Genomic DNA, 25,823 nt, shown 5'->3' on the forward strand with positions numbered 1-25,823 from the left:
CGCCTCTTTTTTTTATTTACGGCCTCTGTCGCCCCTGAAATCTAAGGGGTGAGAATTGCGGCCTGGGCCGCTGCCAGCCGGGCAATGGGCACCCGATAGGGAGAACAGGAGACATAGGTGAGTCCGGCCTTGTGGCAGAATGCCACAGATTCGGGATCTCCGCCATGTTCGCCGCAGATGCCCAGTTTGATTCCGGGCCGGGTGATTCTGCCCCGTTCTACGGCAGTTGTGATGAGGCTGCCCACGGCTTCCTGATCCAGGGTTTCAAAGGGGTCGGAGTTGAGGATGGCGTTATCGATGTAATCGTTCATGAAGGAGCCGATGTCGTCCCTGGAAAAACCGAATGTCATCTGGGTCAAATCGTTGGTGCCAAAGGAGAAAAATTCAGCGTAATCGGCCATCTTGTCAGCAATGAGGGCTGCCCTGGGAATTTCAATCATGGTGCCGAACATATGGGGGATGGCTTCCATTCCGTACTTGGCCAGGGCGTCATCATGGCATTGGGTGACGATTTTTTTTGTGAATGCCAGTTCTTTTTCATTGCAGGTTACCGGCACCATGATTTCCGGTTGGGGATTTTTGCCTTCCTGGATCAGTTCTGCACAGGCCTCGAAAATGGCCTTGACCTGCATATGGGTGATTTCAGGATAGGTAATGCCGAGCCGCACCCCCCGGTGCCCGATCATGGGGTTGGACTCCATGAGGTGTTCGCTTCTGTTTTCCACTTCTTCAATATCGATTCTCAGGGCCTCTGCGATTTCCCGCTGGTTTTCTTCGGCCTGGGGCACAAATTCATGGAGCGGGGGGTCCAGCAGCCGCATGGTTACAGGCATATTGTCCATGACCGATAGGGTGGCGCCGATTTCCTTTTTCACGAAGGGAAACAGTTCGTCCAGGGCTTCCCGGCGTTCTTCCAGGGTTTTGCTCAGAATCATCTTCCGCAGCAAAAAGAGGGGCCGGTCGGAGTCGGACCCGTAGAACATATGCTCGGTACGGAATAGTCCGATGCCTTCGGCACCGAATTCAACCGCGGTTCTGGCATCGTCCGGGGTGTCGGCATTGGTTCTGACCCCCATGGTCCTGTATTTGTCCGCGATGGCCATGAATTTCTGGAATTTGGGGTTTTCAGACGCGTCCTTCATTTTAAGCCGCCCATCGTAAACCACCCCTTTGGTGCCGTTGAGGGTGAAGTAATCCCCTTCTTTAAACACCCGGGTACCCACCCGGAGTTCCTTGGTTTCAAAATCGATTTTCAGGGCGCCGGCCCCCACGATGCAGCATTTGCCCCAGCCCCGTGCCACAAGGGCTGCATGGGAGGTCATGCCTCCCCGGGCGGTGAGAATGGCGGCTGCGGCCCGCATGCCTTCAATGTCCTCCGGGTTGGTTTCCTCCCGGACCAGAATCACTTTTTTATCGGCCTTGGCCCATCGTACCGCATCTTCAGCCGTGAACACTATCTGTCCCCAGGCCCCTCCGGGACCTGCAGGCAGTCCTTCGGCGATCTGAACGGCAGAGTTCTCTTCTGCAGGGTCCACAATGGGGTGGAGCAGATCGTCCAGGATTTTGGGATCAAGGCGGCAGACCATGGTTTTTTCGTCAATGGTCCCTTCTTCCAGCATGTCCATGGCCATGTTCAGGGCCGCTGTAGCCGTGCGTTTCCCGACCCGGCATTGAAGCATGTAGAGGCGCCCCTCCTGGATGGTGAATTCAATATCCTGCATGTCACTGTAATGGGCTTCCAGCATGTTGCGGATATCAAAAAGCTGATTGTATAATTCAGGCATGGCCTCTTCCAGCGAAGGCAGGTGCTTGTTCTGGGCGTTTTTAGTGTCGTTGTTCAGGGGGTTGGGAGTCCGGATGCCGGCCACCACATCTTCGCCCTGGGCGTTGACCAGCCATTCCCCGTAAAATTTATTATCCCCAGTTGCCGGATCGCGGGTAAAGGCCACGCCTGTGGCAGAGGTGTCCCCCATATTGCCGAAAACCATGGCCTGGACATTGACGGCCGTGCCCCAGTTGTCCGGGATATGTTCGATGCGGCGGTAGGAAACGGCCCTTTTGCCGTTCCAGCTTTTAAATACGGCACCGATGGCGCCCATGAGCTGTTCCCTGGGATCGTCGGGGAAATCCACATTCAGATATTCCCGGATCCTTTTTTTAAACCGGTCGCACAGGGCTTTCATGTCCTCTGTGGTAATATCCGTGTCATTGTCATAGCCTTTGTCATTCTTGAGATTGTTCATCATCATCTCAAGGTTGAGCCGGATGCCCATGCCGTCTTCCGGTTTTATTTGTTCGGCTTTTTCCATGACCACATCGGAATACATCATGATTAGCCGGCGGTAGGCGTCGTATACAAACCATTCATTGCCGGTTTTCTGGATCAACCCCGGGATGGTGGTTGAGCACAGGCCTACATTGAGGATGGTTTCCATCATGCCGGGCATGGAGCTTCTGGCCCCGGACCGGCAGGAGATGAGCAGGGGGTTGGCAGGATCGCCGAACCCCATACCGGTTTGTTTTTCAATATTTACCATGGCGGTCATGGTTTCGGCTTCAAGGGTGTCGGGAAAATGACCGTTGAGATCAAAGTAATGGTTGCAGCACTCAGTTGAAATGGTAAAGCCGGGTGGAACCGGAAGGCCGAGTCTGGCCATTTCGGCAAGATTGGCGCCTTTGCCGCCCAGGAGATCTTTCTGGGAGGCGTCCCCATCAGTCTTTTCGGGACCGAACTCAAAAATATATTGGGTCATTTTATCCTCTATATCGATAGTAATTAAAAGGAAAGGGTTAAAAACAGTTTATTAAAGCCCAGGAAAAATCAAGTCAAGCAAAATCTTGTATTTATAATTCATCCGTCCGGTGGTATGATTCCGTTTTTACTTATTGCCGGTGTGTTGAGCGTACCGGGCAAATAACCATAAAGCGTATAGGCAGATGCTGAATATAGAATCCATATCCAAAGGCTTTGGGGACCAGATCCTGTTCGATGATACGGGGATGCAGATCAATCCCGGAGAACGTGTGGGGCTTGTGGGCCGCAACGGACACGGAAAAACCACCCTGCTCAATATGATCGCTGGGCTGGACCATCCCGACGAAGGACGAATTTCGGTTCCAAGCGGGTACCGCATGGGGGTGTTGTCCCAGCATATAAAGTTTGAAAAAAACACGGTATTGGAAGAAGCCATGATGGGGCTTCCCGAGCATGAGCGGGACCACTTCTGGAAGGCTGAAAAGATTCTGGCCGGTCTGGGATTTTCCAATACAGCCATGCAAAAGGATCCCATGGCATTTTCAGGCGGTTATCAGGTCCGCCTGAACCTGGCTAAGGTTTTGGTTTCCGAGCCGGATCTGCTCATTTTGGACGAACCCACCAACTATTTGGACATTACCTCCATAAGATGGATTTCCAGGTTTTTGATTTCCTGGCCCAGGGAAGTGCTCCTGGTGACCCATGACAGGGGGTTCATGGACAATGTGGTCACCCATGTGGTGGGCGTCCACCGAAAGAAAATGCGTAAGATCCAGGGCAACACCGAGAAATACTACCTCCAGGTTGCCCAGGATGAGGAGATCTATGAAAAAACCCGCCAGAATGAGGCCAAGCGCAAGAAGGAAATTGAGCAGTTCATTACACGGTTCCGTGCCAAGGCCCGGCTGGCCAACATGGTCCAGTCCCGGATAAAAACCCTGTCCAAACTGGAAACCAAGGACAAGCTGGCCGAGTTGAAAAATTTGGATTTCAGTTTTAACAGCCTGCCCTTTTCGGGAAAGCAGGTAATTACGGCCAAGGATCTGACCTTTGGGTATGAAAAAACGGCCCCGCTGATCCGGGACTTTTCCCTGACGGTCTATCCAGGTGACCGACTGGCCGTGATCGGAAAGAACGGTAAGGGTAAAACCACCCTGCTTAAATTGCTCAACCAGACCATGGCACCGGATGCCGGATGGATAAAAAACAATCCGGGGGTAGAACACGGCTATTTTGAGCAGACCAATGTCCAGTCCTTGAACCCTTCATTCACCATAGAAGAGGAACTGCTCCATTCCAATCCAGACACGGAACGCCAGGCGGCCAGGAATATCTGCGGCGCTATGATGTTCGAGCAGGATGCGGCGCTAAAAAAAATATCTGTTCTGTCAGGGGGGGAAAAGGCAAGGGTGATGCTGGGCAAGCTGTTGATCCGCCCGTTAAACCTTCTGCTGCTGGACGAGCCGTCAAACCATCTGGATATTGAAGCCTGTGATGCCTTTGTGGCCGCATTGAACCACTTTGAAGGGGCTGTGGTGCTGGTCACCCATAACGAAATGTTTCTCCATGCATTGGCCAACCGGCTTGTGGTGTTTAAGGAAGACGGCATTGATGTGTTTGAGGGAACCTACCAGGAATTCCTTGATAAGGAAGGATGGGAGGATGAAGGCGCATTGCCTGCAAAAAAGTCCAGGGAGCCCAAGCTGTCCAGAAAAGAACTGAAAAAGAAGAAATCCGAACTGGTGGCGGCCAAGTCCAAAAAATTGTCTCCTTTAAAAAAGGAGATTTCAAGACTGGAAGATCAAATTGAAGCCAGGGAGGAGCGGGTGGCTGCCGTGAATAGGGACTTGATGGCGGCCTCGGAACGCCAGGACGGAAACAAAATTCAGGAATTGTCCAAGGCCCTTGCAGGGCTGGAGTCTGAGATCGAGGCGTTCTTTGAGCGTCTTGAAGAGAAAAGTGAACTTGCAGAATCTGTGGAACAGGATTTTAACCGGCAAATGTCGGAATTAGAAAGGTGCTAATTAGGATGGACAAACGTACATTTACATTTTATTATGGGATTATTTTGATTGCTGTTGGTATTGGTGTGTTTTTCAGGATTCCCGAGGTCGTCAGCCAGGTGGAGACCATTGATTTTTTTAAGAATAAAATCGGTGCGGTCACCTTCTGTTTTTATTTCCTGGGTTTCCTTCTGGTACTTGCCGGCGGCATCAGGATTGTTAAAAATTACAAAAAAAAGGACCAGGATCGCTAATCCCGTGCCCCATCGCCGGGAATTACGTCGAGATTGACTATGGCTAATGGTGTAAAGACAAAAACCGGTTCCAGCCTTAAATCCACAATTAAGGACCAGTCCGGTGCCGGAAAGACCCGAATAGGTGAAATTCTGTCCAAAGAGGGGCAGATTACCAGTATCCAGCTTAATGAAGCCCTGGCGACCCATAAAAAGACCCAGGAACGCCTCTCCAGTATCCTGCTGAGCAAAGGATATATTGATCCGGATACCATTGTCAATGTGCTGGGCCGGCTCTACAATTACAGTGTTGTAAGGTTCTCCCAAATCAAGGGCGATAAGGCGGCAATGGAGGCTCTGCCCTACGAGACCGCCAAAACAGATCTGGTATTTCCCTTAAAAGTATCCGGCGATGACCTTGTGGTCGCCATGGCCGAACCAACGGATACCGAAGCGGTGGAAGCCCTGGGTAAGGCAACCGGAAAGAATATCCAGGTTAAGGTTGCCACTGAAAACGACATCATACAGTCCTACAGGGATTTCTATAAGATATCCGACGATGAATATAAGAGTTTTCTGCATTTTGAAGATGATGTGGAAGATGAAGAGCCTGTTACCTCGGTGGACGACTTTGGATCACTCGTGTCTGAGGCGGCTGAGGAAGTCGAGGTCAGTGCTGCGGACATGGATGACGGCAAGGACGAGTTCATGGCCTCGGATGCGCCCATCATCAAGCTGGTTAACGGCATTCTGACCAAGGCCATTAACGACGGGGTGTCGGATATCCACATCGAACCCTTTGAAAAGTCCTTCCAGGTACGATATCGTTTGGACGGCGGGATGTACAAGGCCATGAACCTGCCCCTGTCCATTAAAAACGCAGTCATCTCCAGGATTAAAATCCTGGCTTCCCTGGATATTGCTGAACGAAGAGTCCCCCAGGACGGGCGGATAAAGCTCAAATTCGGTAAGAAAAAATCTGTGGATTTCCGGGTGTCCACCCTGCCCACGCTCTTCGGCGAGAGTATTGTTATGCGTATTCTTGACCAGAGCGCCCTGAGCATTGATCTGACCCGGCTGGGGTTTGAGCACGGCACCTTTGAGATGCTCAAACGCTGTATCAACAGGCCCTACGGACTGCTTCTGGTTACAGGGCCCACAGGTTCGGGTAAAACAACAACCCTGTACTCCATTTTGAACCGGCTCAACAAGGATGATATAAAGATTCTTACCGCCGAAGATCCGGTGGAGTTCAACTTTAAAGGGATCAACCAGGTGCCTGTGAAAGAGGAGGTGGGCATGACCTTTGCCGCCGCCCTCAAAGCCTTTCTCCGCCAGGATCCGGATATCATCATGGTGGGCGAGATCCGGGATATTGATACCGCAGAAATCGCCATCAAAGCGGCTATGACCGGCCATCTGGTCTTTGCCACCCTTCATACCAACGACTGCCCCTCGACCATCGGCCGTCTGGCTGACATTGGTATCCCTTCCTACATGCTGGCATCTTCGGTTACCATGGTCCTCTCCCAGCGCCTGGCCCGCCGCCTTTGTCCTGAGTGCAAACAGGTGGTCACCGGCCACAATCCGCAGGACCTGGAGATGTACGGATTCAACAAGGATGAGATTGATGATCTCACCATTTACGGCCCCAAGGGCTGTGCCCATTGCAATGGTACCGGCTACAAGGGCAGGGTGGGGCTTTACGAGTTGATGGAGGTGACAGATGAGGTCGGCAAGGCCATTTCGGCGGAGGTCCCCGAAGACCAGCTTCGAAAGGTCGCCGTTTCCGAAGGCATGATCACCCTGAGGGATGCGGGGCTGGTGAAAATCAAATCCTCTGAAACCTCCCTGGACGAGGTGCTCAAGAAAACCACCATCACCAAAGAAGCACTGCCGGCCTACCTGGTGAACCCCGATGTCGAACAGTACGAGGACAAGGATGTCATCATCCGGGAAGGCAACACGGATATTGATTTTTTCAAATTGGTCCAGGGATCGGTATATGTCGTAAAGGGCGGGAAGATGATCGCCGAAATTTCACAACCCGGGGATTATTTCGGGGAAATGTCAGCCATCACCGGCGATCCCAGGTCGGCCTCCATTATCTCCAAGGGGCGGGCCAAGGTAAAACGGTTCCCCGGGGACAAGCTGGGAGAGATCATTGAAAAATATCCGGAAGTGGCACAACATCTATTCTCTGTGCTGGCAGACCGTCTCCACGCCGCAGATAAAAAGATTGTCACCATTTACAACCAGATCCGTAAACGCAAAGCCGCCAACTAGGCCGGTGGAATAGAACAGTCAAAAGAACAGAACCATCAGGCAATTGTCATTCGACGGCCTAATGGTTCTGTTTTTCGTTGTAGTACCGGTCTTTTTCGCTGTAAATACATCCGCAGTATTGTTGGCGGTACATGCCCCTGGCTTTGGATGTCTCAATTCCCTGTTTCCAGCCTTCCCTGAAATCGTGGTATATGAATTCCAGACCGTATTGCCTGCCCAGGGCTTCCCCGGTTTCAATAATGGCCCGGTGATTCTGGAATTTTGAATAGAGCAGGGTGGTGGTGAATCCTTTGAATTTTCCTTTTTTGGCCACCAGGGCTGCCGCTTTGAGGCGGGCATGGTAGCAGTACCTGCACCGGTTCTTTTCCCTGAAAGCCACGGAACGCAAGAACTCCTCCAGCTCATACCCCTTTTGCCATACCATTTTCAGCCCAACATCTTCGGCATATTCCCTCAGGGTTTCTTCCCGGCGCAGGCATTCCGTAAATGGATGAATGTTGTGGCGGTAGAAATATCCCATGACATCCATACCCTTCTCCCTTAGCACCTGGAGCGGATAAATGGTGCATGGGCCGCAGCAGGTGTGCAATAATACTTTCAATCCCGGCTCCCGAAAATTGCGGTGCCCACCCGTACCAGGGTGGCCCCTTCTTCAATGGCTACGCCAAAATCGTTGCTCATCCCCATGGAGAGGTGATCCATGGTCACATTGGACAGGTTTTCATTTTTTATATCCAGGCTGATCTGCTTTACGGCTCTGAAATAGGGCCTTGCCTCTTCCGGGTCTGTAAAAAAAGGAGGCATGCACATCAGTCCTTTGACGGATAGATTATCAAAACTGCTGATTTGCCGGGCCAGTTCAAGTGCCTCTTCGGCACCGGCCCCGGACTTGGTTTCTTCCTCGGCAATATTGATCTGGATCAGGATCTCCTGAACCTTGCCGATCTTGGCCGCCTGTTTATTGATTTCCCTGGCCCGTTTCACCTTGTCCACGGTGTGGATGAGGTCAAAGTATTTAACAGCGAATTTGGCTTTGTTGGACTGAAGGTGGCCAATAAAATGCCAGGTGGCCGCATTCCGGCCGATTTCATCTATTTTTTCCATGGCTTCCTGAATATAATTTTCACCGAAGTTCCCATGGCCGGCCTCTATTGCCTTGCGGATCAATGCGGCAGGCTTTCGTTTGCTGACCCCGATAAGGGTTATTGCATCCGGGTTTCTGCCGCAGTCTTGGGCGTGCTGCCGGATTTTCGCCTCAATGGCTTTGATATTGTTCTGAATCTGCATGGATACCGGTCCTTAAAATTGAATTACCCTGAGCTGGGCCAGGGTCTGAATCAGTTCGCAAACGGGCAGGCCCACAACATTGGAATAGGAACCTGCGATCTCCTGTACCATAAAGGACCCGATGCCTTGGATGCCGTAGCCGCCGGCCTTGTCATAGGGCTCTTGTGTGCCGGCGTACCAGAGGATTTCTTCCCGGGACAGGGGTTTGAATGTCACAATGGTTTCTACGGACTGGGTGAAGGAGATGTCTCCGGCGGGGCGGATAACGCTGAACCCGGTGAAAACCGAATGGTTTCTGCCGGAAAGTGCCGTCAGCATGGCCACCGCGTCGTTTTTGTCACGGGGTTTGCCCAGAATGGTGTTGTCTGCCACCACAATGGTGTCCGCACCAACGGTCCAGGCATTGGGGTGGTTCATTGCGATTGCTTCCGCCTTTCTGGCGGACAGGTTCTGCACATAGGCACCGGGATCCCCGTTAAAGGGGATTGATGATTCGTCAATATCCGCAGGAATGATATCGAATACCAGGCCTGCAGTCTGCATCAGTTCTTTTCTCCTGGGGGAGCCGGATGCCAATATGATTTTTTCTGTATTGATAATTTCCATGGCCCCCTATTTACCATAATTTAACTGCTAAGAACAGATGCAGCAATACCAGGAAGCTGATAAAATCCTAGGATATATGGACGATCTGCCTTTCCGGGGTGCCCGGTGGGGGATTTATGGCCGCTTATACCGGCTGGACGTTATCTGCCATGGAAGGGGGCGCACTGGTTTGAAACGGAACTGACCTTGTGGGTTGCGGGGTGATATATTATAGTGTCGAATCTTTTTGATCATGGAAGGAAGATGAGTATGCAAAAATTTATTGTCTCCGACGCCACTGAATCCGGGCAGCAGGTTCGTATTTCCGGACAGGATGCCCGCCATATCTGCAGGGTGCTCCGGTTAAAAATCGGTGATCCCCTGTCAATGACCGATGGCCGGGGCCGGGATTTTACCGGCAAAATTGACTCTGTCAGTCCGGACCGTATCGAGGTCGAAGTGGAGGAAGAAGGGCCCTCGCAATCCGAATCTGCCTTGGAACTGACCCTGTGTACGGCCATGCTGAAGCATAAAAAAATGGATGAAATTATTAAACAGGCCACCCAGCTTGGTATCACCCGGTGGATTCCTTTTTATTCAGCCCGCTCGGTCCCCCGCGCTAATCCCAAAAAGGAAAAAAGGCAGATGGAACGGTGGCAGTCAATTGCAGTGGAATCCTTGAAACAATGCCGCAGAAGCCGCCTGGTGGAAATTCTGGCCCCTGTGCCCTTTGACGAAATGCTGGATCTCGTCAAAGGCCATTCCCATAAAATCGCATTTTGGGAGGAAGGGGGGCTGCCGCTGAGCCGGATCCATTACGCTGAATCGCACAGTGCTGCCGTGCTCATCGGCCCTGAAGGCGGATTTGATGTACAGGAGATTGAAGTGGCCAACGGCAACGGCTTTGCCGCTTATTCTCTGGGGCCGAGAATCCTCCGGGCTGAAACTGCGGCCGTCTGCGCAGCCGGGATTGTCCAATATCTTTTGGGGGATATGGGAGGGGCTGAAAGAGGGTAATAATTTGCTAATTTTTTGCTTGACTTCGTTCTTTAAAAGGCATATAAATTTTGCGTTGTTTTTAAAAAGCCCAGGTAGCTCAGTCGGTAGAGCAGGGGACTGAAAATCCCCGTGTCAGCAGTTCAATTCTGTTCCTGGGCACCATCGATAAATCAAGCTTCCGGTCCATTGCCGGAAGCTTTTTTTATTTTAGGGGTGCCCCGGTCCAACCCCTATATTCTGTTGACACTTTTATCCGGCTTTGATAGATTTTCGAATCTCATAAAAACAGCGTTTACAGCTATTGAAGAGTAAAGTGAGGGAATTATGGTTCAAAACAATGATGATATTATCGAACTGACCGATTTGGTTACAGACGCGTCATCGCCGGAGGAAGACCAGGAAATAATTGAACTCACGGACATGGCCCCCTTGGATGAAACCGAGCAAGGCGAGGCGGACCAACCTGATTTCGAGGCTTTGGAGATTGAGGGCGGAGGGGAAGACGTGGAAATCGGCCCGGAGGAAGAATTAAGCCTGGACGGAGACGCCGGCACCGATGAGACATCGGAGACCCCGGTTCCCGCCCCGGCACCTGATGAGCAGATTTCCGGTGAGGATCTGTCTGCCCTGAAACGGGAAGATATTGAGGCTGCCCTGGAGCGGGTGATAGAAAAGAAATTTTCCCAGACCATTGAGACCATTCTCTTTGAGGTCATGGAAAAGGTGATTCAAAAGGAAATTGTCGATATCAAGGCTGGACTGCAAAAGGATCTTGACGACATCGGCAGGTCATAAGTCAGGCCATTATAAGGAATAATTTAAGCAGATTTAAATTATGGGGATTGATGCAATCCCCTTTTTCATTAATACGGTATAGGAGTTGGATTATGGGTTCGGATTCTCTGGATAAAGGATATGAGCCAAAAGGGATAGAAGAAAAATGGTATTCATACTGGATGGAAAACGGCTACTTTAAAGCTGAAGACAAAAGCGATAAGGAGGCTTTTTCCATTGTAATACCCCCGCCCAATGTCACGGGTGTGCTTCACATGGGCCATGCCCTGAATAACGTCATCCAGGATATCATGTGCCGGTACCGCAGACTGCTGGGGCAGAATGTACTCTGGATGCCGGGAACCGACCATGCCGGCATCGCCACCCAGAATGTGGTGGAGCGCAAACTGGCCGCCGAAGGAAAGACCCGGGACCAGCTGGGCCGCGAAGAATTTATCGAAGAGGTCTGGAGGTGGCGGGAAAAATCCGGCGGAGCCATCATTAACCAGCTCAAGCGGCTGGGCGCCTCCTGCGACTGGGACAGAGAACGGTTCACCATGGATGAAGGGTTGTCCGAGGCCGTCCGGAAAGTCTTCGTCCGCCTGTATAAGGAAGGACTGATCTACGAAGACCAGTATATTATCAACTGGTGCCCCAGGTGCCGTACAGCCCTGGCCGACCTTGAGGTGGAATACCAGGAAAAAGACGCCTACCTTTACTATATCCGCTATCCTTTCAAGGGGCAGAAGAAAGGGCTCACCGTGGCCACCACCCGGCCCGAAACCATGTTCGGGGATACGGCTGTGGCTGTCAATCCCAATGACGAGCGGTTCAAGGATATGGTGGAAACCGAGGTGGTTCTCCCCCTCACCGACCGGACCATTCCCATCATCAGAGACGATTATGTGGATACGGAATTCGGCACCGGCGCCCTTAAGGTAACCCCGGCCCATGACCCCAACGATTTCCACCTGGGGGAAAAACACGGGCTGAAAAAGCTTAAGGTCATTGACGACGGCGGCATCATGATGGACGCGGCCGGACAATTCCAGGGGATGGACCGGTTCGAATGCCGGAAAAAAGCCGTTGAGGCATTGGCCGAACAGGGGCTGCTGGAGAAGAAAGAACCCTTAAAGCACAGCGTGGGCAATTGCTACCGCTGCCACACCGACGTGGAGCCTTCCATTTCCAAACAATGGTTTGTCAAAGTCGGTCCCCTGGCTGAGAAAGCCTCTGAAGCGGTGCGGTCCGGCAGGACCAAGATCGTTCCCGATAACTGGACAAAAACCTATTTCGAATGGATGGACAATATCCGTGACTGGTGCATTTCCCGGCAGATCTGGTGGGGACACCGGATTCCGGTATGGAAATGCCCCGAGTGCAAGGCGGTGATCGTAGAAGAAACCGACCCCACTGCCTGCCCCACCTGCGGCAGCAAAGATATCGTCCAGGAAACCGACGTGCTGGACACCTGGTTCTCCTCGGCGCTCTGGCCCTTTTCCACCATGGGCTGGCCAGAAAATACAGATTTGCTCAAAACCTTTTACCCCACCAATGTGCTGGTTACCGGGTTTGACATCCTCTTTTTCTGGGTGGCCCGGATGATGATGATGGGTATCCATTTCATGGATGAGGTCCCCTTTGACGACGTTTATATCCATGCCCTGGTCCGTGATGAACACGGCAAGAAAATGTCCAAGTCCAAGGGCAATGTCATCGACCCCCTGAAGGTCATCGACGAATACGGGGCAGATGCATTCCGGTTCACCCTGGCTGCCTTTGCCGCCCAGGGCAGGGATGTGAAAATGTCCGAGTCAAGGGTGGAAGGCTACCGCCATTTTGTGAACAAACTCTGGAACGCTGCCCGGTTCGCCCTCATGCACATCACTGAAGCGGATACCGTTATTGACCGGGAAAAACTCTCCCTGTCGGAACGCTGGATCCTGTCCAGGTCTGCGGCCACTGCAAAGGCGGTGAAAGAAGGCATTGAAAACTACAAATTCAATGAAGCCGCCTCGGCCGCATACCAGTTTGTATGGCATGAATTCTGCGACTGGTTCCTGGAAACAGCCAAACCTGCCCTTTACGAGAAAGAAGGCACGGTACGCAGGGAATCCACCCGGGCGGTTCTTGCCGGTGTGCTTGAAGACATTCTGGTCATTCTCCATCCTTTCATGCCCTTTGTGACCGAGGAAATCTACAATATTCTTCCGGCCACCCAAGGTTCGGTTATGAAAGCCTCCTACCCATACAGCGAGGAAAGATACAAGACTGACCGGGATGCGGATGCTGAAAAACAGATGGAGTTCATTTTCGGCCTGATCTCCGGTATCCGGAATATCAGAAGCGAGATGAATATCCAGCCCTCCATGAAAATCAAAGTGCTGGCCAATACAGAGGATGAACAGGAAAAATTGCTCATTGCCGAAAACAAATCTGTGATTGCCAACCTGGCCACCCTTGAAAGCCTGTACTTCTGCGACGCAGACAACCTGCCCTCCAGTGCGGCCACCTCGGTCACAGGGAATACCACCTGTTTTGTTTCCCTGGAAGGGGTGATTGATTTTGAGAAAGAAATCAAACGCCTGGAAAAAGAGCTGGAAAAGAATACCAAAGAACTGATGGGGATCCAGAAGCGGCTGAACAATGATTCTTTTCTGGAGAAAGCGCCCGAAGCCGTCATCGACAAGGTCAAGGCCCAGCACGCTGAACTCCAGGAAAAACAGGATAAAATTTCCGCCAACCTGGACCGGATCAGGGAGATGAGCTAACACGATTTCCGATCCAATTGACTTGTCCTGCCGGAAGCAATTTCCGGCAGGACACTAGCATAAGGAAAATATCATGGACATGGTCGACCAGATTGTCCGGCTTGCCCTGTTTGAAGATACAGGCCTTGGCGACATCACCACAGAAAGCATTCTGCCCGAATCCCGTAAGGGCCGCGGGATTATTGTGGCCAAAGAGGATTTTATTCTGGCCGGTGTCGATGTGGCCTGCCGAACCTTCAGGGAAGTGGATGCGGGCCTTGAATGCATCCCGAGGTACAAGGACGGACAATCTGTCGCCAGCGGAGAGGTGGTCCTTGAGGTCCGGGGAGATCTGGCGTCCCAGCTGAAAGGGGAACGGACTGCGCTTAATTTCCTACAGCGCCTCTCCGGTATTGCCACCCATACCCGCAGGTTTGTGGATACCCTGGATAATCCAAATGTACGCCTCGTTGACACCCGCAAAACCACCCCGGGCTGGCGGGCCCTTGAAAAGGATGCGGTCCGGGCCGGAGGGGGCTTCAACCACCGGTTTGCCCTTTACGACGGGATTCTGATTAAGGATAACCACATTGCCGTGGCCGGTTCCATAGAGGTGGCGGTGGCTCTTGTGCGGGCCAGAACCTCCCATCTCATGAAAATCGAGGTGGAGGTCTCAAATATGGAAGAGGTGGACCAGGCTCTGGCCGCAGATGTGGATGTGATCATGCTGGACAATATGGACCTTGAGTCCATGACAGCCGCCGTTGAAAGGATAAAGGGCCGCGCCGTTGTTGAAGCCTCGGGCAATGTGTCACTGGCTACCCTTAAATCCATCGCAGCCACAGGGGTTGATGTTATTTCGTGCGGTGCGCTCACCCATCAGGCCAGATCCGTCGACCTGAGCATGCGCATCAATACGGAGTAAAACGAATTAATCAGAGTAGGTGAGTTTGTTACGCCCTGTCTGCTTGGATTTATACAGGGCTTTATCCGTCCGTTTGATGAAATCGGTAAAGTCTTCCCCTTCTTTGAGTTCTGCGGCGCCGATACTCACGGTGACCGAACGGGTCTGGCCATTATCCGGCGTAAATACCTCTTTGGCAATGTTGTCTTTTATCCTGGCACCCACCACGCAGGCCTTTTTCAGGCCGGTTTCAGGAAGGATCACGGCAAACTCCTCCCCGCCGTACCGATAGGCCGTATCCATGGACCGCAGGCAGGAGGATATGATTCTTCCAATCCCCATGAGCACCTTGTCCCCTTCAAGATGGCCCCAGGTGTCATTGTAATTTTTAAAAAAATCAATATCCAGAATCAGCAGGGAAAGGGCCCTGGAATACCGGTCATACCGTTTGATTTCCTGTTTAATCTGGTGGAAGAACTGCCGGGAATTGTACAGGCCGGTGAGGGCGTCGGTGATGGCCAGCTGTTCCATCTCTGCCAGCAGTTTGGCCCGTTCCCGTTTGAAAGCCGTCTCCCGGAGCACCCGTTTGATCCTCAGATCCAGTTCTTCAAATCTGAAAGGCTTGAAAATAAAATCACTGGCCCCTGCTTTGATGGCTTCTTCATAAGAATAATCTGCGGAATACCCGGTCATGACCATGACATCGATATCGTAATCGGTTTTAATCACCCGGGTCAGTTCCAGCCCGTCCATGCCCTGCATCATGATGTCGGTGAGCACCACGTCGGCCTCGAAGGTCTTGAGGATTTCAATGGCCTCCTGTGCATTTTCTGCACTCCTGACATTATAGGAAAGCAGTTTTAGGTATTCTTCCACTGATTCTTTAATGGCGAGGTCATCATCGACGATCAGAATGGCGTGGGCCATATTATTCTCCGGATAACGGGTTGATGGATGCACCCGATCTTGACACTCCCGGGTACAATTGATATTTATACAGATTCAAAATTAGCCAGATACAAGATATTTGTCAACTCTTAGTTTGGAGCCCAATTGAAAGTCAACCATAACAATATTAGAAATTTTTCCATCATTGCCCATATTGACCATGGAAAATCCACCCTGTCCGACAGGCTTATCCAATTGTCCGGGATTATCGAAGACCGGGATATGAAAGACCAGATCCTGGACTCCATGGATATTGAGCGGGAGCGGGGCATTACCATCAAATCCCAGACCGTTTCCCTGCCCTATACGGCCGAGGACGGAACCGAGTACCTGCTCAACCTCATTGACACCCCGGGGCATGTGGATTTCTCCTACGAAGTCTCCAGGGCCCTCGCCTCTTGCGAAGGGGCGCTTATCCTGGCCGACGCCAGCCAGGGGGTTGAAGCCCAGACCCTGGCCAACCTCTACCTGGCCATGGAGCACGACCTTGAAATCCTGCCCGTGATAAATAAGATTGATTTGCCGTCGGCTGAAATCGACTGGGTCAAGGATCAGATCGAAGAAGACCTGGGATTGGACTCGGATACGGCCCTGCTGGTTTCAGCGAAGACTGGACTGGGAGTTGACAAAGTATTCCAGGCCATCGTTGAGGGGATACCCGCACCCGATGTACAGGATACCGGAAAGTTCAAGGCTTTGATTTTTGATTCCCATTACGATGCTTTCAGGGGCACCATCGTCCATTTTCGGATTTTCGAAGGGGATATTAAAAAGGGTGACAAGATCCAGTTCATGTCCAACAATGCCGAGTATAAGATCGAAGAGGTGGGGCTGTTCCAGATCAAACGCAATCCCCAGGACCGGTTGACGGCCGGCCAGGTGGGCTATTTCATTGCCGGGATCAAAACCATATCCGATGTGAAAATCGGTGACACCGTGACCATGCCCGATAAAAAGTGTGAAACCCCCCTGGGCGGATTCCGGGAGCCCACCCCCGTGGTTTTTTCATCCATGTACCCCGTGGCATCGGACGATTATGAGGAACTCTCCGAAGCTCTGGAAAAACTCAAACTTAACGATGCCTCCCTGATCTATGAAAAAGACGCCTCCGTTGCCCTGGGATTCGGCTACCGATGCGGGTTTCTTGGGCTGCTGCACCTGGAAGTGGTGCAGGAGCGGCTGGAACGGGAGTATAATATCTCCCTGATCCTTACTTCCCCCTCGGTGCAGTATGAAATCACCTATACCAACGGCGATGTCAAAATCATTGACAACCCCACCGAATACCCGGATCCCATGGAGATCACCCGTGTAAGGGAACCCTTTATCAACGCCTCCATCATCGTGCCGGACAAATACATGGGCAATGTGATGCAGGTCTGCCATGAATTCAGGGGGGTGAGCACCAACTACCAATATCTTACCTCCAACCGCATGGAGATGAAATTCACCCTTCCCCTGGCCGAGGTGGTCTATGAGTTCTATGACCGGCTTAAAAGCGTTACCCAGGGGTACGGGTCCTTTGATTATGAGATTGCCGGATACCAGGAGACCGACCTGGTCAAGCTGGACTTCCTCATCAACGCAGAGCGGGTGGATGCCCTGTCCATGCTCATCCACCGGGACAAGGCCGAAGCCAAGGCCCGGGCGGCCTGTAAAAAACTGAGGGAGGAGATTCCCCGCCAGCAGTTTAAAATTCCCATCCAGGGGGCCATCGGCGGAAAGATTATTTCCAGGGAGACCATTTCGGCCTTTAGAAAAGATGTGACCGCCAAGTGTTACGGCGGAGATATTTCAAGAAAGCGCAAGCTCCTGGAAAAGCAGAAAAAAGGAAAAAAACGGATGAAAATGGTGGGATCGGTTGAAATTCCACAGTCCGCCTTTCTTTCCGTTCTTAAGACCGATTAGTTTTGAGGACGCCTTTAATCGGCTTTTTCTATTTTTTCAAGGCGGTATCTTAAGGTGGCCCGGGACAATCCAAGGAGCCGGGCCGCCTTGGAAACATTGTCCCCCGTCTGTTCCATGGCATACCGGATGCAGCGATTCTCAACGGATTCAAGGGTCATCCCGTGTTCCGAAATCATCAAAGGAATGATCCGCTCCAGGGTGATGTCTTCCATGGGCAGCGCCTGGGAGCGGTTGAGAATGAGATGCTGTTCCAGTATTTGTTCACCGTTGCACAGGATCATGGCCCGCTCCAGAACATTTTTCAGTTCACGGATATTGCCCTGCCAGCCATAGGCCAGCAGTTTTTCCACTCCCCTCTCCGAAAGGGAGGGGGGTCTTTTGCCGAAGGCCTTTGAGAATTCACGGATAAAATGGGCGCAGAGGTCAGGAATATCTTCCTTGCGTTCCCTCAAAGGCGGAATATGGATGGGAAATACATTGATCCGGTAATACAGGTCCTGTCTGAATTTCTTTTTCCCCACCATTCTCCACAGATCCTTATTGGTGGCGGCAATGATCCGAACATCGGCGGTGATGGTCTTGTTGCCCCCCAGCCGTTCGAATTCCTGGGTTTCCAGGATGCGCAGGAACTTGGCCTGGATCTCCAGGGCCATATCTCCGATTTCATCCAGAAACAGGGTCCCTCCGGAGGCCAGTTCGAATTTCCCCTTCTGCTGTTTGTGCGCCCCGGTGAACGCCCCTTTTTCGTAACCGAATAATTCGGCTTCAAGCAGGTTGGAGGGAATGGCGGCACAATTGACCGTGGAAAAAGGTCCGGATGAGCGGGGGGAATTCATATGGGTGGCCCGGCTTAGCAGTTCCTTGCCCGTGCCGCTTTCTCCGGTGATGAGCACCGAGGTGTCCGTATGGGATACGGAGCCGGCAAGTTCCAGTACGTCGCAGATTTTTTTGGAGGTGCCCACAATGTTTTTAAAGGTATACTGGTCTTCGATTTCCTGTCTCAGGAGCCGCACCTCCCGGGTAAGCCGGCTGATTTTTAAGGCCTTTTTCACCGACTCCCTCAGGGTCTCTTCCTTAAAGGGTTTGGTCACATAGTCAAAGGCCCCTTTCCGAATGGCTTTTACGGCATTTTCGATGGATCCGTAGGCGGTGATGACAATGACCGGAATCTCCGGGTCCTTGTCTTTTACATGGGAGAGTACCGCCATCCCGCCGCCCCGGGGCAGTTTCAAGTCCGTGATCACCAGATGGATGGTCTGGCTGTCAAATATATCCAGGGCATCTTCCCCGTTATCCGCTTCGTGGATGGTCAGGTCCAGGTCCGAAAGCTGCATGGCAATGACCTGCCGCATCCGGGGTTCGTCTTCAATCAATAATATCTGTGCCGCCATTGGGGCTGTCCTCTTTCAAGCTCGGGAAAACCAGGGTGAAACAGGTCCCTTTTCCCGGTGTGCTGGTACATGATATCTCTGCCGAATGGCTTTCCGTGATCTGGTTCACCACAGAAAGCCCCAGGCCGATCCCCTTGTCCCTGAAACTGACAAAGGGGTCGAATATTTTTTCAATTTCTGTCTGGCCGATGCCGCAGCCGCGGTCCTCAACCGCGACAATGGTAGTATCTTCAGCGCCCCGGGTCAAGTTAACGGATACGGAACCGCCTTTGGGCATGGCCTGAACCGCGTTGAGCAGCAAGTTGTAAAAGACTTGTCGAAGCTGATCGGCGTCCCCGCTGATTTCTGCCTGTTCCATATCTGTGTTGAATGTATACCCTTTGGGGCCGTATTGGACCTTGAAGCCGTCAAGGATCTCACCCATCAGCAGGGTAAGGTCCATGGGCCGGAACCTTGGGGACGGGGGTTTGGCAAAATCAAGAAAAGCGGTAAGGGTGTTGTTCAGCCGTTCCACCTCATCCATGATGAACAAGGCCGCTTTTTCCCGCATTTCCAGTGGGCGGTCCGGGTTGGCCACCACCTGGGCCGCCCCCTGGATGATGCCCAAAGGATTTTTAATTTCATGGGCGATGCCGGCGGTCATCTGCCCGACCGCAGCAAGCTTTTCGCTGCGGGCAAGCTCCTTATAGGTCCGTTCAAGTTCCGTTGAACTGGTTTTCAGTGAGGCGGCCATACGGTTGAAGGCCGAGGCCAGGGCCGCAGCAATATCGGGGTCCCGGATATCGACTTTATGATCCAGGTCTCCGCTGGAAATCCGTTCGATCCCCTGTTTGAGCCGGGCCATGGGGCGGACAATATTCAGGGCAATGAGATAGGAAAGCAGGGACGCCAGAAAGATACCGCCGAAGACAAGGCCGATCATGTTCCGCCGCACTTCGGATACATTTTCGAAAAGGTCGGAAACGGGCAGGGTGACGCCGACCACCCAGCGGCTGTCCGGATAATCTGCGTAAGCCGTGAAATACTGGCGGTCCTGGTAGCTTGTCATGGCGAATTTTTTTCCAGGGGACTCATCTGACAGGGCCTGGGGCGGGGCCATGTCCTGGTAGACCTGCCGGAGCAGATCGGCCCGGAAGGGGTTGCGGGGGGAGCGTACCAGGGCGGGATGAGCAATGACCCGCCCGGTCTCCCGGTCAAACATATAGGCCACCCCCCGGCTGCCGATTTTTATGGTTCCCAGGAATTTTGAAAAAGATGAAATATCAATGTCAATCCCGCAGACGGCCTGCAGTTTCCGGTCTGCATCGTAAATGGGCACGGACACGGTGATTCCGGGTTTTTGGGTGGAGGCAAACAGGTAGACCTTTGTCCAGTGGACCCCCAGGCTGGTCAGTGCCCCCTGGTACCAGGGCCGGATTCTGGGATCAAAGGTGGCGTGGACCTCGGGTATCTGGGCGGGAGACATGAGAAACCTTCCGGTCTCATCCCCGAAATTGATATTGAAAAATTCTGGATGTTCCCGCCGGAACAATTGAAAATACCTTAAAATCTCATTGTCATCGGTCATGTCAATGAGTCCCTGTTCAAACAGGGATTTGATCAGCTGAACATTATAGGTATGGTGGGATAGAAAGGCTTCCACCCGTTTGGATATCTGGTCTGCAGATCCGATGGCGAACGCCTGCATCTGGTGCTCAATGATCCGGGTCGCCTGGATAAAACAAAAATACCCGGTGCCCGGGATGACCAGGATGATGATCAGAATCAGGGCTGAAAAAATCCTGAGGCGGAAGGAATGCATCAGCCTGTACGGCAGCAGGTTCATTGAACGGCTTCCAGGGCCAGGGCTGATATCTCCCTGGAGAGGTAAGGGTTGGCAGTGTTCCGGGCCGCCCAGGCAGATGCCTTTTCAACTAGGGAGACCCCAGGGCCGGGCCGTGTCAACATATGTTTCAGGGCAAATCCGGTTTCCATGCTGGAAAAGAATCGGTCATAGAGCATATCAACGGCCTTAAGGGCCTCCTCTTCCGATCCCGGATGGCGCACCAGTTCCAGCAGGGCGACCTGGGCCCAGTATTTTACGGGGGCAGATTGTTTGATTGTGGGAAATTCCTCGGGCCTGGCCAGGTTCACCCAGGGTTCCGGAGGGGAAAGGTTCATGGGCACGGAGGAAAAATCCCGGACAATGGCCCTGAAATGGCGGCGTCCGGTTTCAGTACTTCCGGTCTGCCCGTCCAGAGCAGGATGGCAGAGGGTGGTATGGATCCAGCCCAGGTACCAATGGGTTTTGGCAACGACATCATCCATATCCGGATAGGCCTTGAGCACTGCTTTGAAGTCATTTGCCGCCTTGAGGATATCAATGGGTTTTGCAAAGCGGTAGTCGGGTTCCAGGTGGAGATAAGCCAACCCCAGGGCGGCATGGCCGCATTCCAACCGGTTTTCAGGAAAGAGTGCGGCCACGGCCCTTAAGGCGGCGCTTTTTCTTTTTTTATCCTCAAATACCGATGCGGCGTAATTCAGCTGTCCGGCTGCCGTTGAGAATCTGGGAATTTTAATGCCGTCCTGAATGATTTCGGGGATTTCATTTCCGGCGGAAGAGTGCCTCTTCTCCTGGGTACAGCCCTGGAGCCCTAAAGACAGGAGCAGGGCAAGCAGGCATAAAACTGCCGGCGGAAAGAAGCCTTTTCCTGCCGGGAAATCAGATTTCAGCCAGGATGTTCCCGAAAAGGATGGCACGTTCCCAGAGGCTTGCCTTTTGTATGTATTCGTCTTCGCTATGGTCTTTTTCCCCTGCAGGCCCTAAACCGTCAATGACGGGAATGCCCTGTTCGGCAATAATATTGGCATCGGATACCCCTTGCCGGAGTTCCGGCTGCACAGGGGTTCCCAATTCTTGGGCCAGATTTTGGATTTTGTCAAATAATTCCTGATTGCCCTGGGTCTGGGGCATGGGGGGGCGGCCGGATCTTACCGCCATTGTTGCGGCGGTGCCCGGGATGGTGCAGGTGGCCACAATTTCATCAAGCCTCTGTCTGACGCTGTCTGCATCTTCAGGGGTCAGGAATCTGAAATCCAGCCTGGCTGTGGCATGGTCGGGTACGGTGTTGGGGCCGATGCCGCCGCTTATTGTTCCCACATTGGCGGAGATGCCTTTTTCCGGCCGGTTCATGGCCTCGATGGCAATTGCTTTATGGGCGAATTCAAGGATGGCCGATGCCTTGTCGGCGCCGGCAAAGGCGGCATGGCCGGCCTTGCCGGTAAGGGTCAGTTCTGCGGAGAGGTTTCCCTTGCGGCCGGTGACAATCTCATTGTTCATCCCGCCTGCTTCCAGCACATAGGCCAGGCGGGAGTGGCGGGCTTCGTCCGCAATAAGCCCCCTTGAGGTGGGGGAACCGATCTCTTCATCGCTGTTAAAGACAAAGGTAACGGGCAGGGTTTTGAGCAGGCCCGTAGCCACCAGTGCCCGCAATGCAAATATTCCCACCACAAGCCCGCCTTTCATGTCGGCCACCCCAGGGCCGTAGCACTTGGTCTCATCTTCCCTGTACCAGTTAAATGGGGAGTCCTCAGGAAAAACTGTATCCATGTGCCCGGTGATGAGGATCTGGCCTTTGGGGGTCCGGGCGGCGGCCGGCGACCGTGCAATGAGGTGGTTGCCAAGCTCTGCCTGCTCGCAGAATTCACAGGAAAATCCCATATCCGTCATCACCCTGGAAATGTGGCGGCCCACCCGGTCCACCCCGGCCTTGTTTCTGGAGTAGCTCTGGATAAGAACCAGCTCTTCCATGAGTTTAAAGAGTTCGGGCCTGTGCCTGTCGATGTAGCTTGAAATATCTGAAATCATTTATCTGCCTACAAATTTAATAAAGCCTTCTGAAATAAAGGGCCCCCGGTGGTTGATCCAACCGCCGGGGGCAATGATGGGGTGAACTTAATTTTTGCTGAATGCAAAATTTTCGTTGTTGTAAATGGCCGGATCTGCATCGGGATACTTGACCACTTCACCGTTCCAGGGCTTTTTCATGATCACGTCTCCGGCCTCATGGCCCTGAACATTGCTTTTGTGCAGGGGGATTTTGCCCCCGGCCGTGGCAATGTATCTGGGCACGGCATCGCCGGAGATATTGCCGTACATGCTTTCCACAATCTCCCTTCCCCTTTCCACCGGTACCCTGAAATGAATGAACTGGGGGTTTCTGTAGGAGCAGTTGAAGATGTAGTAGGGCCTTACATAGTTTTCCTGGATGGTTTCGCACAGCTTCCACATTTTGGTGCGGGTATCGTTGATGCCCCGCAGGAGTACGGCCTGGTTAAGTACGGCAAAAACATTTTTTGAAATGTTTTTAAAGGCCAGGCCCGAGGCCGGGGTCATTTCCTGGGCCGTGTTGATCTGGGTGACCACCCGGACGGGTTTTCTCTCGTTGGAGGCGGCCAGGATATCCAGCAGTTCGCTGTCCACCCGCTGGGGGGCGGTGACGGGGATCCGGGTGCCCAGGCGCTTTAGCTTGACGTGGTCAATCTCGTCCAGGGCCGTAAGGATTTTGTTCAGGATTTTGTTGGGCAGGACAAAGGAATCCCCGCCGGTGACCAGAACGTCCCTGATCCGTTCGTTCTTCCGGATGTAGTCCAGGGCCTCTTCATAGGCCTGGTCCGTATAGATCCGGTCTTTTTTGCCGATATGGGCCAGGCGCAGGCAGTGGGTGCAGTACATGGCGCACATATTGGTGGCCTTGATGGTCACCACCCTGGGGTAAAACTGGTCAATGAGGCGGGCAGGGGAGTGGTCAGCGGCAACCGGGGGGATTTCCACACCCACATTGTCCACCATTTCACCGGTGGGAACGGACTGGAGCAGCACCGGATCGTTGGCGGTCACCGTCTGGATCAGGCTTGCGTAATAGGGGGTCAGCCGCATGCGGTAGTCTTTTGTCACCCGGGTGACTTCCTGGATCACCTTCTCGGGCAGGTCAATGATTTTGGACAGGTCCTCTACCGTATCAATGCAGTTTTTAATCTGGCCGGAATAGGAGTTCCAGTCCGCATCGCTCATCTTCAGGTATTTTTTGATCCGGGCCTGGTTTTCCTGGATCTTGTCCCAGAGTTCAAAGCCAGAGGGGGCTTCCTCGGTTTTTGCGTTCAGATACTGGTCCACCCGTGCAATGGCCTCTTCAACGATGGGCAGGGCCCTATATACCCGGCCGCCCACTGAAACGGAATGTTCGTCAATGGCTTCATGCTTTCTGGCGATGGGGGCCAGGTCTTCCCGGGTCAGCCCGAAGGCTGCCGGTGAGATATTGTTTTGGTTTTTGAGCTGGTTCAGTTTAGAGAATAGGGCGACAATGGGGGCGGTCAGTTCCTGGGAGGCTGCCGCCCGGACCAGGTCGTCGATTTCTGCTTTGAGGCCGGGATCACCGGTGCCGGTGTCCCCGTCAAAAAGGTGGTCAAAGAAATTTAAGGTAAAGGTGTCAAGGGATTTATCCTTGCATGTGGCAGACATTTTAATTCTCCGTTTCTATTTGTGTGGTAAAGGTCAGCTCAATCATTTTGCGGGCCTGGGTAATTCCCTGGTCCACGCTCCCATGATCCTGGCCCACGGCGACAACCCGTGCAAGAAACGCACCTTCTGCCAGCACGAAATTGGTGCCGATATGCTCAAGGATCAAATAGTCTTTTTTCAACCGGCCCTTGGCCACGTTTTCAAATGTTTCCTGTTCCCGGGTCTGCTGGGGAATGTAGGTCTCTGTACACACGGGCTGGTGGATTTTATAGTTATAGGTGCCCCAGTGTACCGGCGGGGCCAGTGGATTCATTTCCACGGCGTTGGCCGGAAAGTGGCCTTCGATCACCGCCCATAGTTCCAGTTCAGGCAGGTTGGGGGCATCCGGGGGCAGGGCCTGGTCCAGGGTGCAGCAAAATTCAAGGGTGGTGCCCTGTTTTCTTGCGTTGATTTCCAGGAACCGGATTTCTCCTTCCCCGGTGATGATATAATCGCAGCCAAATATGCCGCGGTATCCCTGACCGGCAAGCCAGTGTCCCACGGTGCGGGTATACTCCATCATTTCACGGGTCTGGTCCGGGGTGGCGGTGGAGGGAAAGGTGGACCCGGTAAAGCGGTTGCCGTCTTCAATGCGCTGGTCCGCCACTCCGGCGATGAAAACATCCTCCTCGCCGGCAACAACGGCCAGGACCGTTGGGTCCAGGGTGTGGGGCATGAACCGGGAAATGATGTAGGAGGTCTCCTCCCCGTTGAATTTGTCCTCAATGTCCTTCCGGCAGGCGGCCACGGTGGAGTTGATGCCGGCAGCGGAGTATTCCTTGGTCACAAATATGCCGTCGGTCCACTGGTCCCAGAGCCGGTCGGTGGCCGAGATGAGGGCGCCGTAGGAACTGCAGAGTTCAAAGTCAACCACCGGCACCATCTGTCCGAGTTCGGACATCTGCAGGGTTTTATTATTGGCCCTGGCGGCGATTTCCTTATCCGGCCCCAGAATAGTGACCCCCTGGATCTCATCAAGGGTCATCTCCGGAATGCTTTCGTACATGTTGATAAACAGGCCGGACTGGCGCCTTAGAATCTGTTTGATCAGGGAAATCACCTTGGGGGTTTGTGATACGGCCGTCACGAACTGCCTGGCGTTGATCCGGCAGCTTTTTTTCAGGACGCACTCTCCTTTGGTTTTTTCCACAAGGGGGTTGATGACGATGAGGTTGTCATAGTTGTATTGTTCCAGAACGTCGGGAACAATGGCGATAAATTGGAAGGGACGGTTAAAATAGCGGGTCAGGGCTTTGTTTAAAAAGTGATTCAGCCCGTAGTTTTTCAATTCCCCGATGTAGAGGAAATAATCTTTATCCTCGTCCAGCCGGAAATTGGAAAAATGTATGACAGACATTTTTCACATCCTGATTATTCATGGGTTTTAGGTTGCCTGGCAGGTGTTTGCCTTTCCGTTAAAGGTTTTTTAGGTCTCTGTTTGGTGCAGATAAGCTAAAAAAA

At 52.8% G+C, this 25,823-nt stretch carries 19 protein-coding genes and 1 tRNA gene; 9 read left to right on the top strand and 11 right to left on the bottom strand.

The features are described 5' to 3' along the window. Positions 1-41 precede the first annotated feature (41 nt). The gene (locus tag HUN04_26340; GenBank protein WDP93044.1) at positions 42-2,753 is read right to left on the bottom strand and encodes a pyruvate, phosphate dikinase; all 2,712 of its coding nucleotides are present in this window, start codon (positions 2,751-2,753) and stop codon (positions 42-44) included. A 184-nt stretch (positions 2,754-2,937) separates the two neighbouring features. Here HUN04_26340 and HUN04_26345 point away from each other — a divergent pair, with 184 nt between their 5' ends. From HUN04_26345 to pilB, 3 genes are read left to right on the top strand one after another with little or no spacing between them, the layout of a single operon-like run. Further along, positions 2,938-4,779: an ABC-F family ATP-binding cassette domain-containing protein gene (locus tag HUN04_26345; protein WDP93045.1), complete on the top strand. Its 1,842-nt coding sequence runs from the start codon at positions 2,938-2,940 to the stop codon at positions 4,777-4,779. A gap of 5 nt (positions 4,780-4,784) precedes the next feature. Beyond that, positions 4,785-5,012 (top strand): hypothetical protein, encoded by a 228-nt coding sequence (locus HUN04_26350; protein WDP93046.1) that lies wholly within the window; start codon positions 4,785-4,787, stop codon positions 5,010-5,012. A gap of 39 nt (positions 5,013-5,051) precedes the next feature. After that, a complete protein-coding gene (pilB, locus tag HUN04_26355; protein ID WDP93047.1) occupies positions 5,052-7,277 on the top strand; it encodes a type IV-A pilus assembly ATPase PilB in 2,226 nt (741 codons plus the stop codon). A 58-nt stretch (positions 7,278-7,335) separates the two neighbouring features. Here pilB and HUN04_26360 read toward each other — a convergent pair whose 3' ends face one another. From HUN04_26360 to maf, 3 genes are read right to left on the bottom strand one after another with little or no spacing between them, the layout of a single operon-like run. Next, positions 7,336-7,878: an epoxyqueuosine reductase QueH gene (locus HUN04_26360; GenBank protein ID WDP93048.1), complete on the bottom strand. Its 543-nt coding sequence runs from the start codon at positions 7,876-7,878 to the stop codon at positions 7,336-7,338. Continuing rightward, positions 7,875-8,564 (bottom strand): YggS family pyridoxal phosphate-dependent enzyme, encoded by a 690-nt coding sequence (locus tag HUN04_26365; GenBank protein ID WDP93049.1) that lies wholly within the window; start codon positions 8,562-8,564, stop codon positions 7,875-7,877. Before HUN04_26365 ends, HUN04_26360 begins: the two co-directional genes overlap by 4 nt. 12 nt (positions 8,565-8,576) lie before the next feature. After that, a complete protein-coding gene (maf, locus tag HUN04_26370) occupies positions 8,577-9,170 on the bottom strand; it encodes a septum formation protein Maf (GenBank protein WDP93050.1) in 594 nt (197 codons plus the stop codon). Positions 9,171-9,419: 249 nt separating this feature from the next. On the opposite strand from maf, the gene HUN04_26375 reads away from it, so the two are divergent. The 5 genes from HUN04_26375 (at position 9,420) to nadC (ending at position 14,597) form a co-directional block, all read left to right on the top strand. Next, entirely contained in the window at positions 9,420-10,166 is a 747-nt protein-coding gene (locus HUN04_26375; protein WDP93051.1) for a 16S rRNA (uracil(1498)-N(3))-methyltransferase, read from the top strand. Positions 10,167-10,234: 68 nt separating this feature from the next. Beyond that, positions 10,235-10,310, top strand: a tRNA-Phe gene (locus HUN04_26380). Positions 10,311-10,472: 162 nt separating this feature from the next. Beyond that, positions 10,473-10,943 carry a hypothetical protein gene (locus tag HUN04_26385; GenBank protein WDP93052.1) on the top strand — a complete coding sequence of 157 codons (471 nt, stop codon included), beginning with the start codon at positions 10,473-10,475 and terminating at the stop codon, positions 10,941-10,943. A gap of 92 nt (positions 10,944-11,035) precedes the next feature. Next, on the top strand, positions 11,036-13,693 hold the full coding sequence (locus tag HUN04_26390) for a valine--tRNA ligase (protein ID WDP93053.1): 2,658 nt from the start codon (positions 11,036-11,038) through the stop codon (positions 13,691-13,693). Between the two features lie 73 nt (positions 13,694-13,766). Next, positions 13,767-14,597 carry a carboxylating nicotinate-nucleotide diphosphorylase gene (nadC, locus tag HUN04_26395; protein WDP93054.1) on the top strand — a complete coding sequence of 277 codons (831 nt, stop codon included), beginning with the start codon at positions 13,767-13,769 and terminating at the stop codon, positions 14,595-14,597. 6 nt (positions 14,598-14,603) lie between these two features. Here nadC and HUN04_26400 read toward each other — a convergent pair whose 3' ends face one another. Next, on the bottom strand, positions 14,604-15,503 hold the full coding sequence (locus HUN04_26400; GenBank protein WDP93055.1) for a diguanylate cyclase: 900 nt from the start codon (positions 15,501-15,503) through the stop codon (positions 14,604-14,606). A 126-nt stretch (positions 15,504-15,629) separates the two neighbouring features. Between HUN04_26400 and lepA the strand changes: the two genes are divergently transcribed. Next, positions 15,630-17,432, top strand: coding sequence for an elongation factor 4 (gene lepA, locus HUN04_26405; protein ID WDP93056.1), 1,803 nt, complete (start codon positions 15,630-15,632; stop codon positions 17,430-17,432). 14 nt (positions 17,433-17,446) lie between these two features. Here lepA and HUN04_26410 read toward each other — a convergent pair whose 3' ends face one another. The 6 genes from HUN04_26410 to HUN04_26435 all read right to left on the bottom strand — a co-directional run bounded on the left by HUN04_26410 (position 17,447) and on the right by HUN04_26435 (position 25,719). Next, complete coding sequence (locus tag HUN04_26410; protein ID WDP93057.1) at positions 17,447-18,823, bottom strand: sigma-54-dependent Fis family transcriptional regulator; 1,377 nt, start codon at positions 18,821-18,823, stop codon at positions 17,447-17,449. Beyond that, the gene (locus HUN04_26415; GenBank protein WDP93058.1) at positions 18,798-20,648 is read right to left on the bottom strand and encodes a HAMP domain-containing protein; all 1,851 of its coding nucleotides are present in this window, start codon (positions 20,646-20,648) and stop codon (positions 18,798-18,800) included. Before HUN04_26415 ends, HUN04_26410 begins: the two co-directional genes overlap by 26 nt. Continuing rightward, positions 20,645-21,562, bottom strand: a complete 918-nt coding sequence (locus HUN04_26420) for a hypothetical protein (GenBank protein WDP93059.1) — start codon at positions 21,560-21,562, stop codon at positions 20,645-20,647. Before HUN04_26420 ends, HUN04_26415 begins: the two co-directional genes overlap by 4 nt. After that, on the bottom strand, positions 21,525-22,670 hold the full coding sequence (locus HUN04_26425; protein ID WDP93060.1) for a M20 family metallopeptidase: 1,146 nt from the start codon (positions 22,668-22,670) through the stop codon (positions 21,525-21,527). Before HUN04_26425 ends, HUN04_26420 begins: the two co-directional genes overlap by 38 nt. An 87-nt stretch (positions 22,671-22,757) precedes the next feature. Continuing rightward, entirely contained in the window at positions 22,758-24,323 is a 1,566-nt protein-coding gene (locus HUN04_26430; protein ID WDP93061.1) for a KamA family radical SAM protein, read from the bottom strand. Position 24,324: 1 nt separating this feature from the next. Next, entirely contained in the window at positions 24,325-25,719 is a 1,395-nt protein-coding gene (locus tag HUN04_26435; GenBank protein ID WDP93062.1) for an ATP-grasp domain-containing protein, read from the bottom strand. Between the last annotated feature and the right edge of the window lie 104 nt (positions 25,720-25,823).

The organism is Desulfobacter sp. (assembly GCA_028768525.1).
Lineage (GTDB): Bacteria > Desulfobacterota > Desulfobacteria > Desulfobacterales > Desulfobacteraceae > Desulfobacter.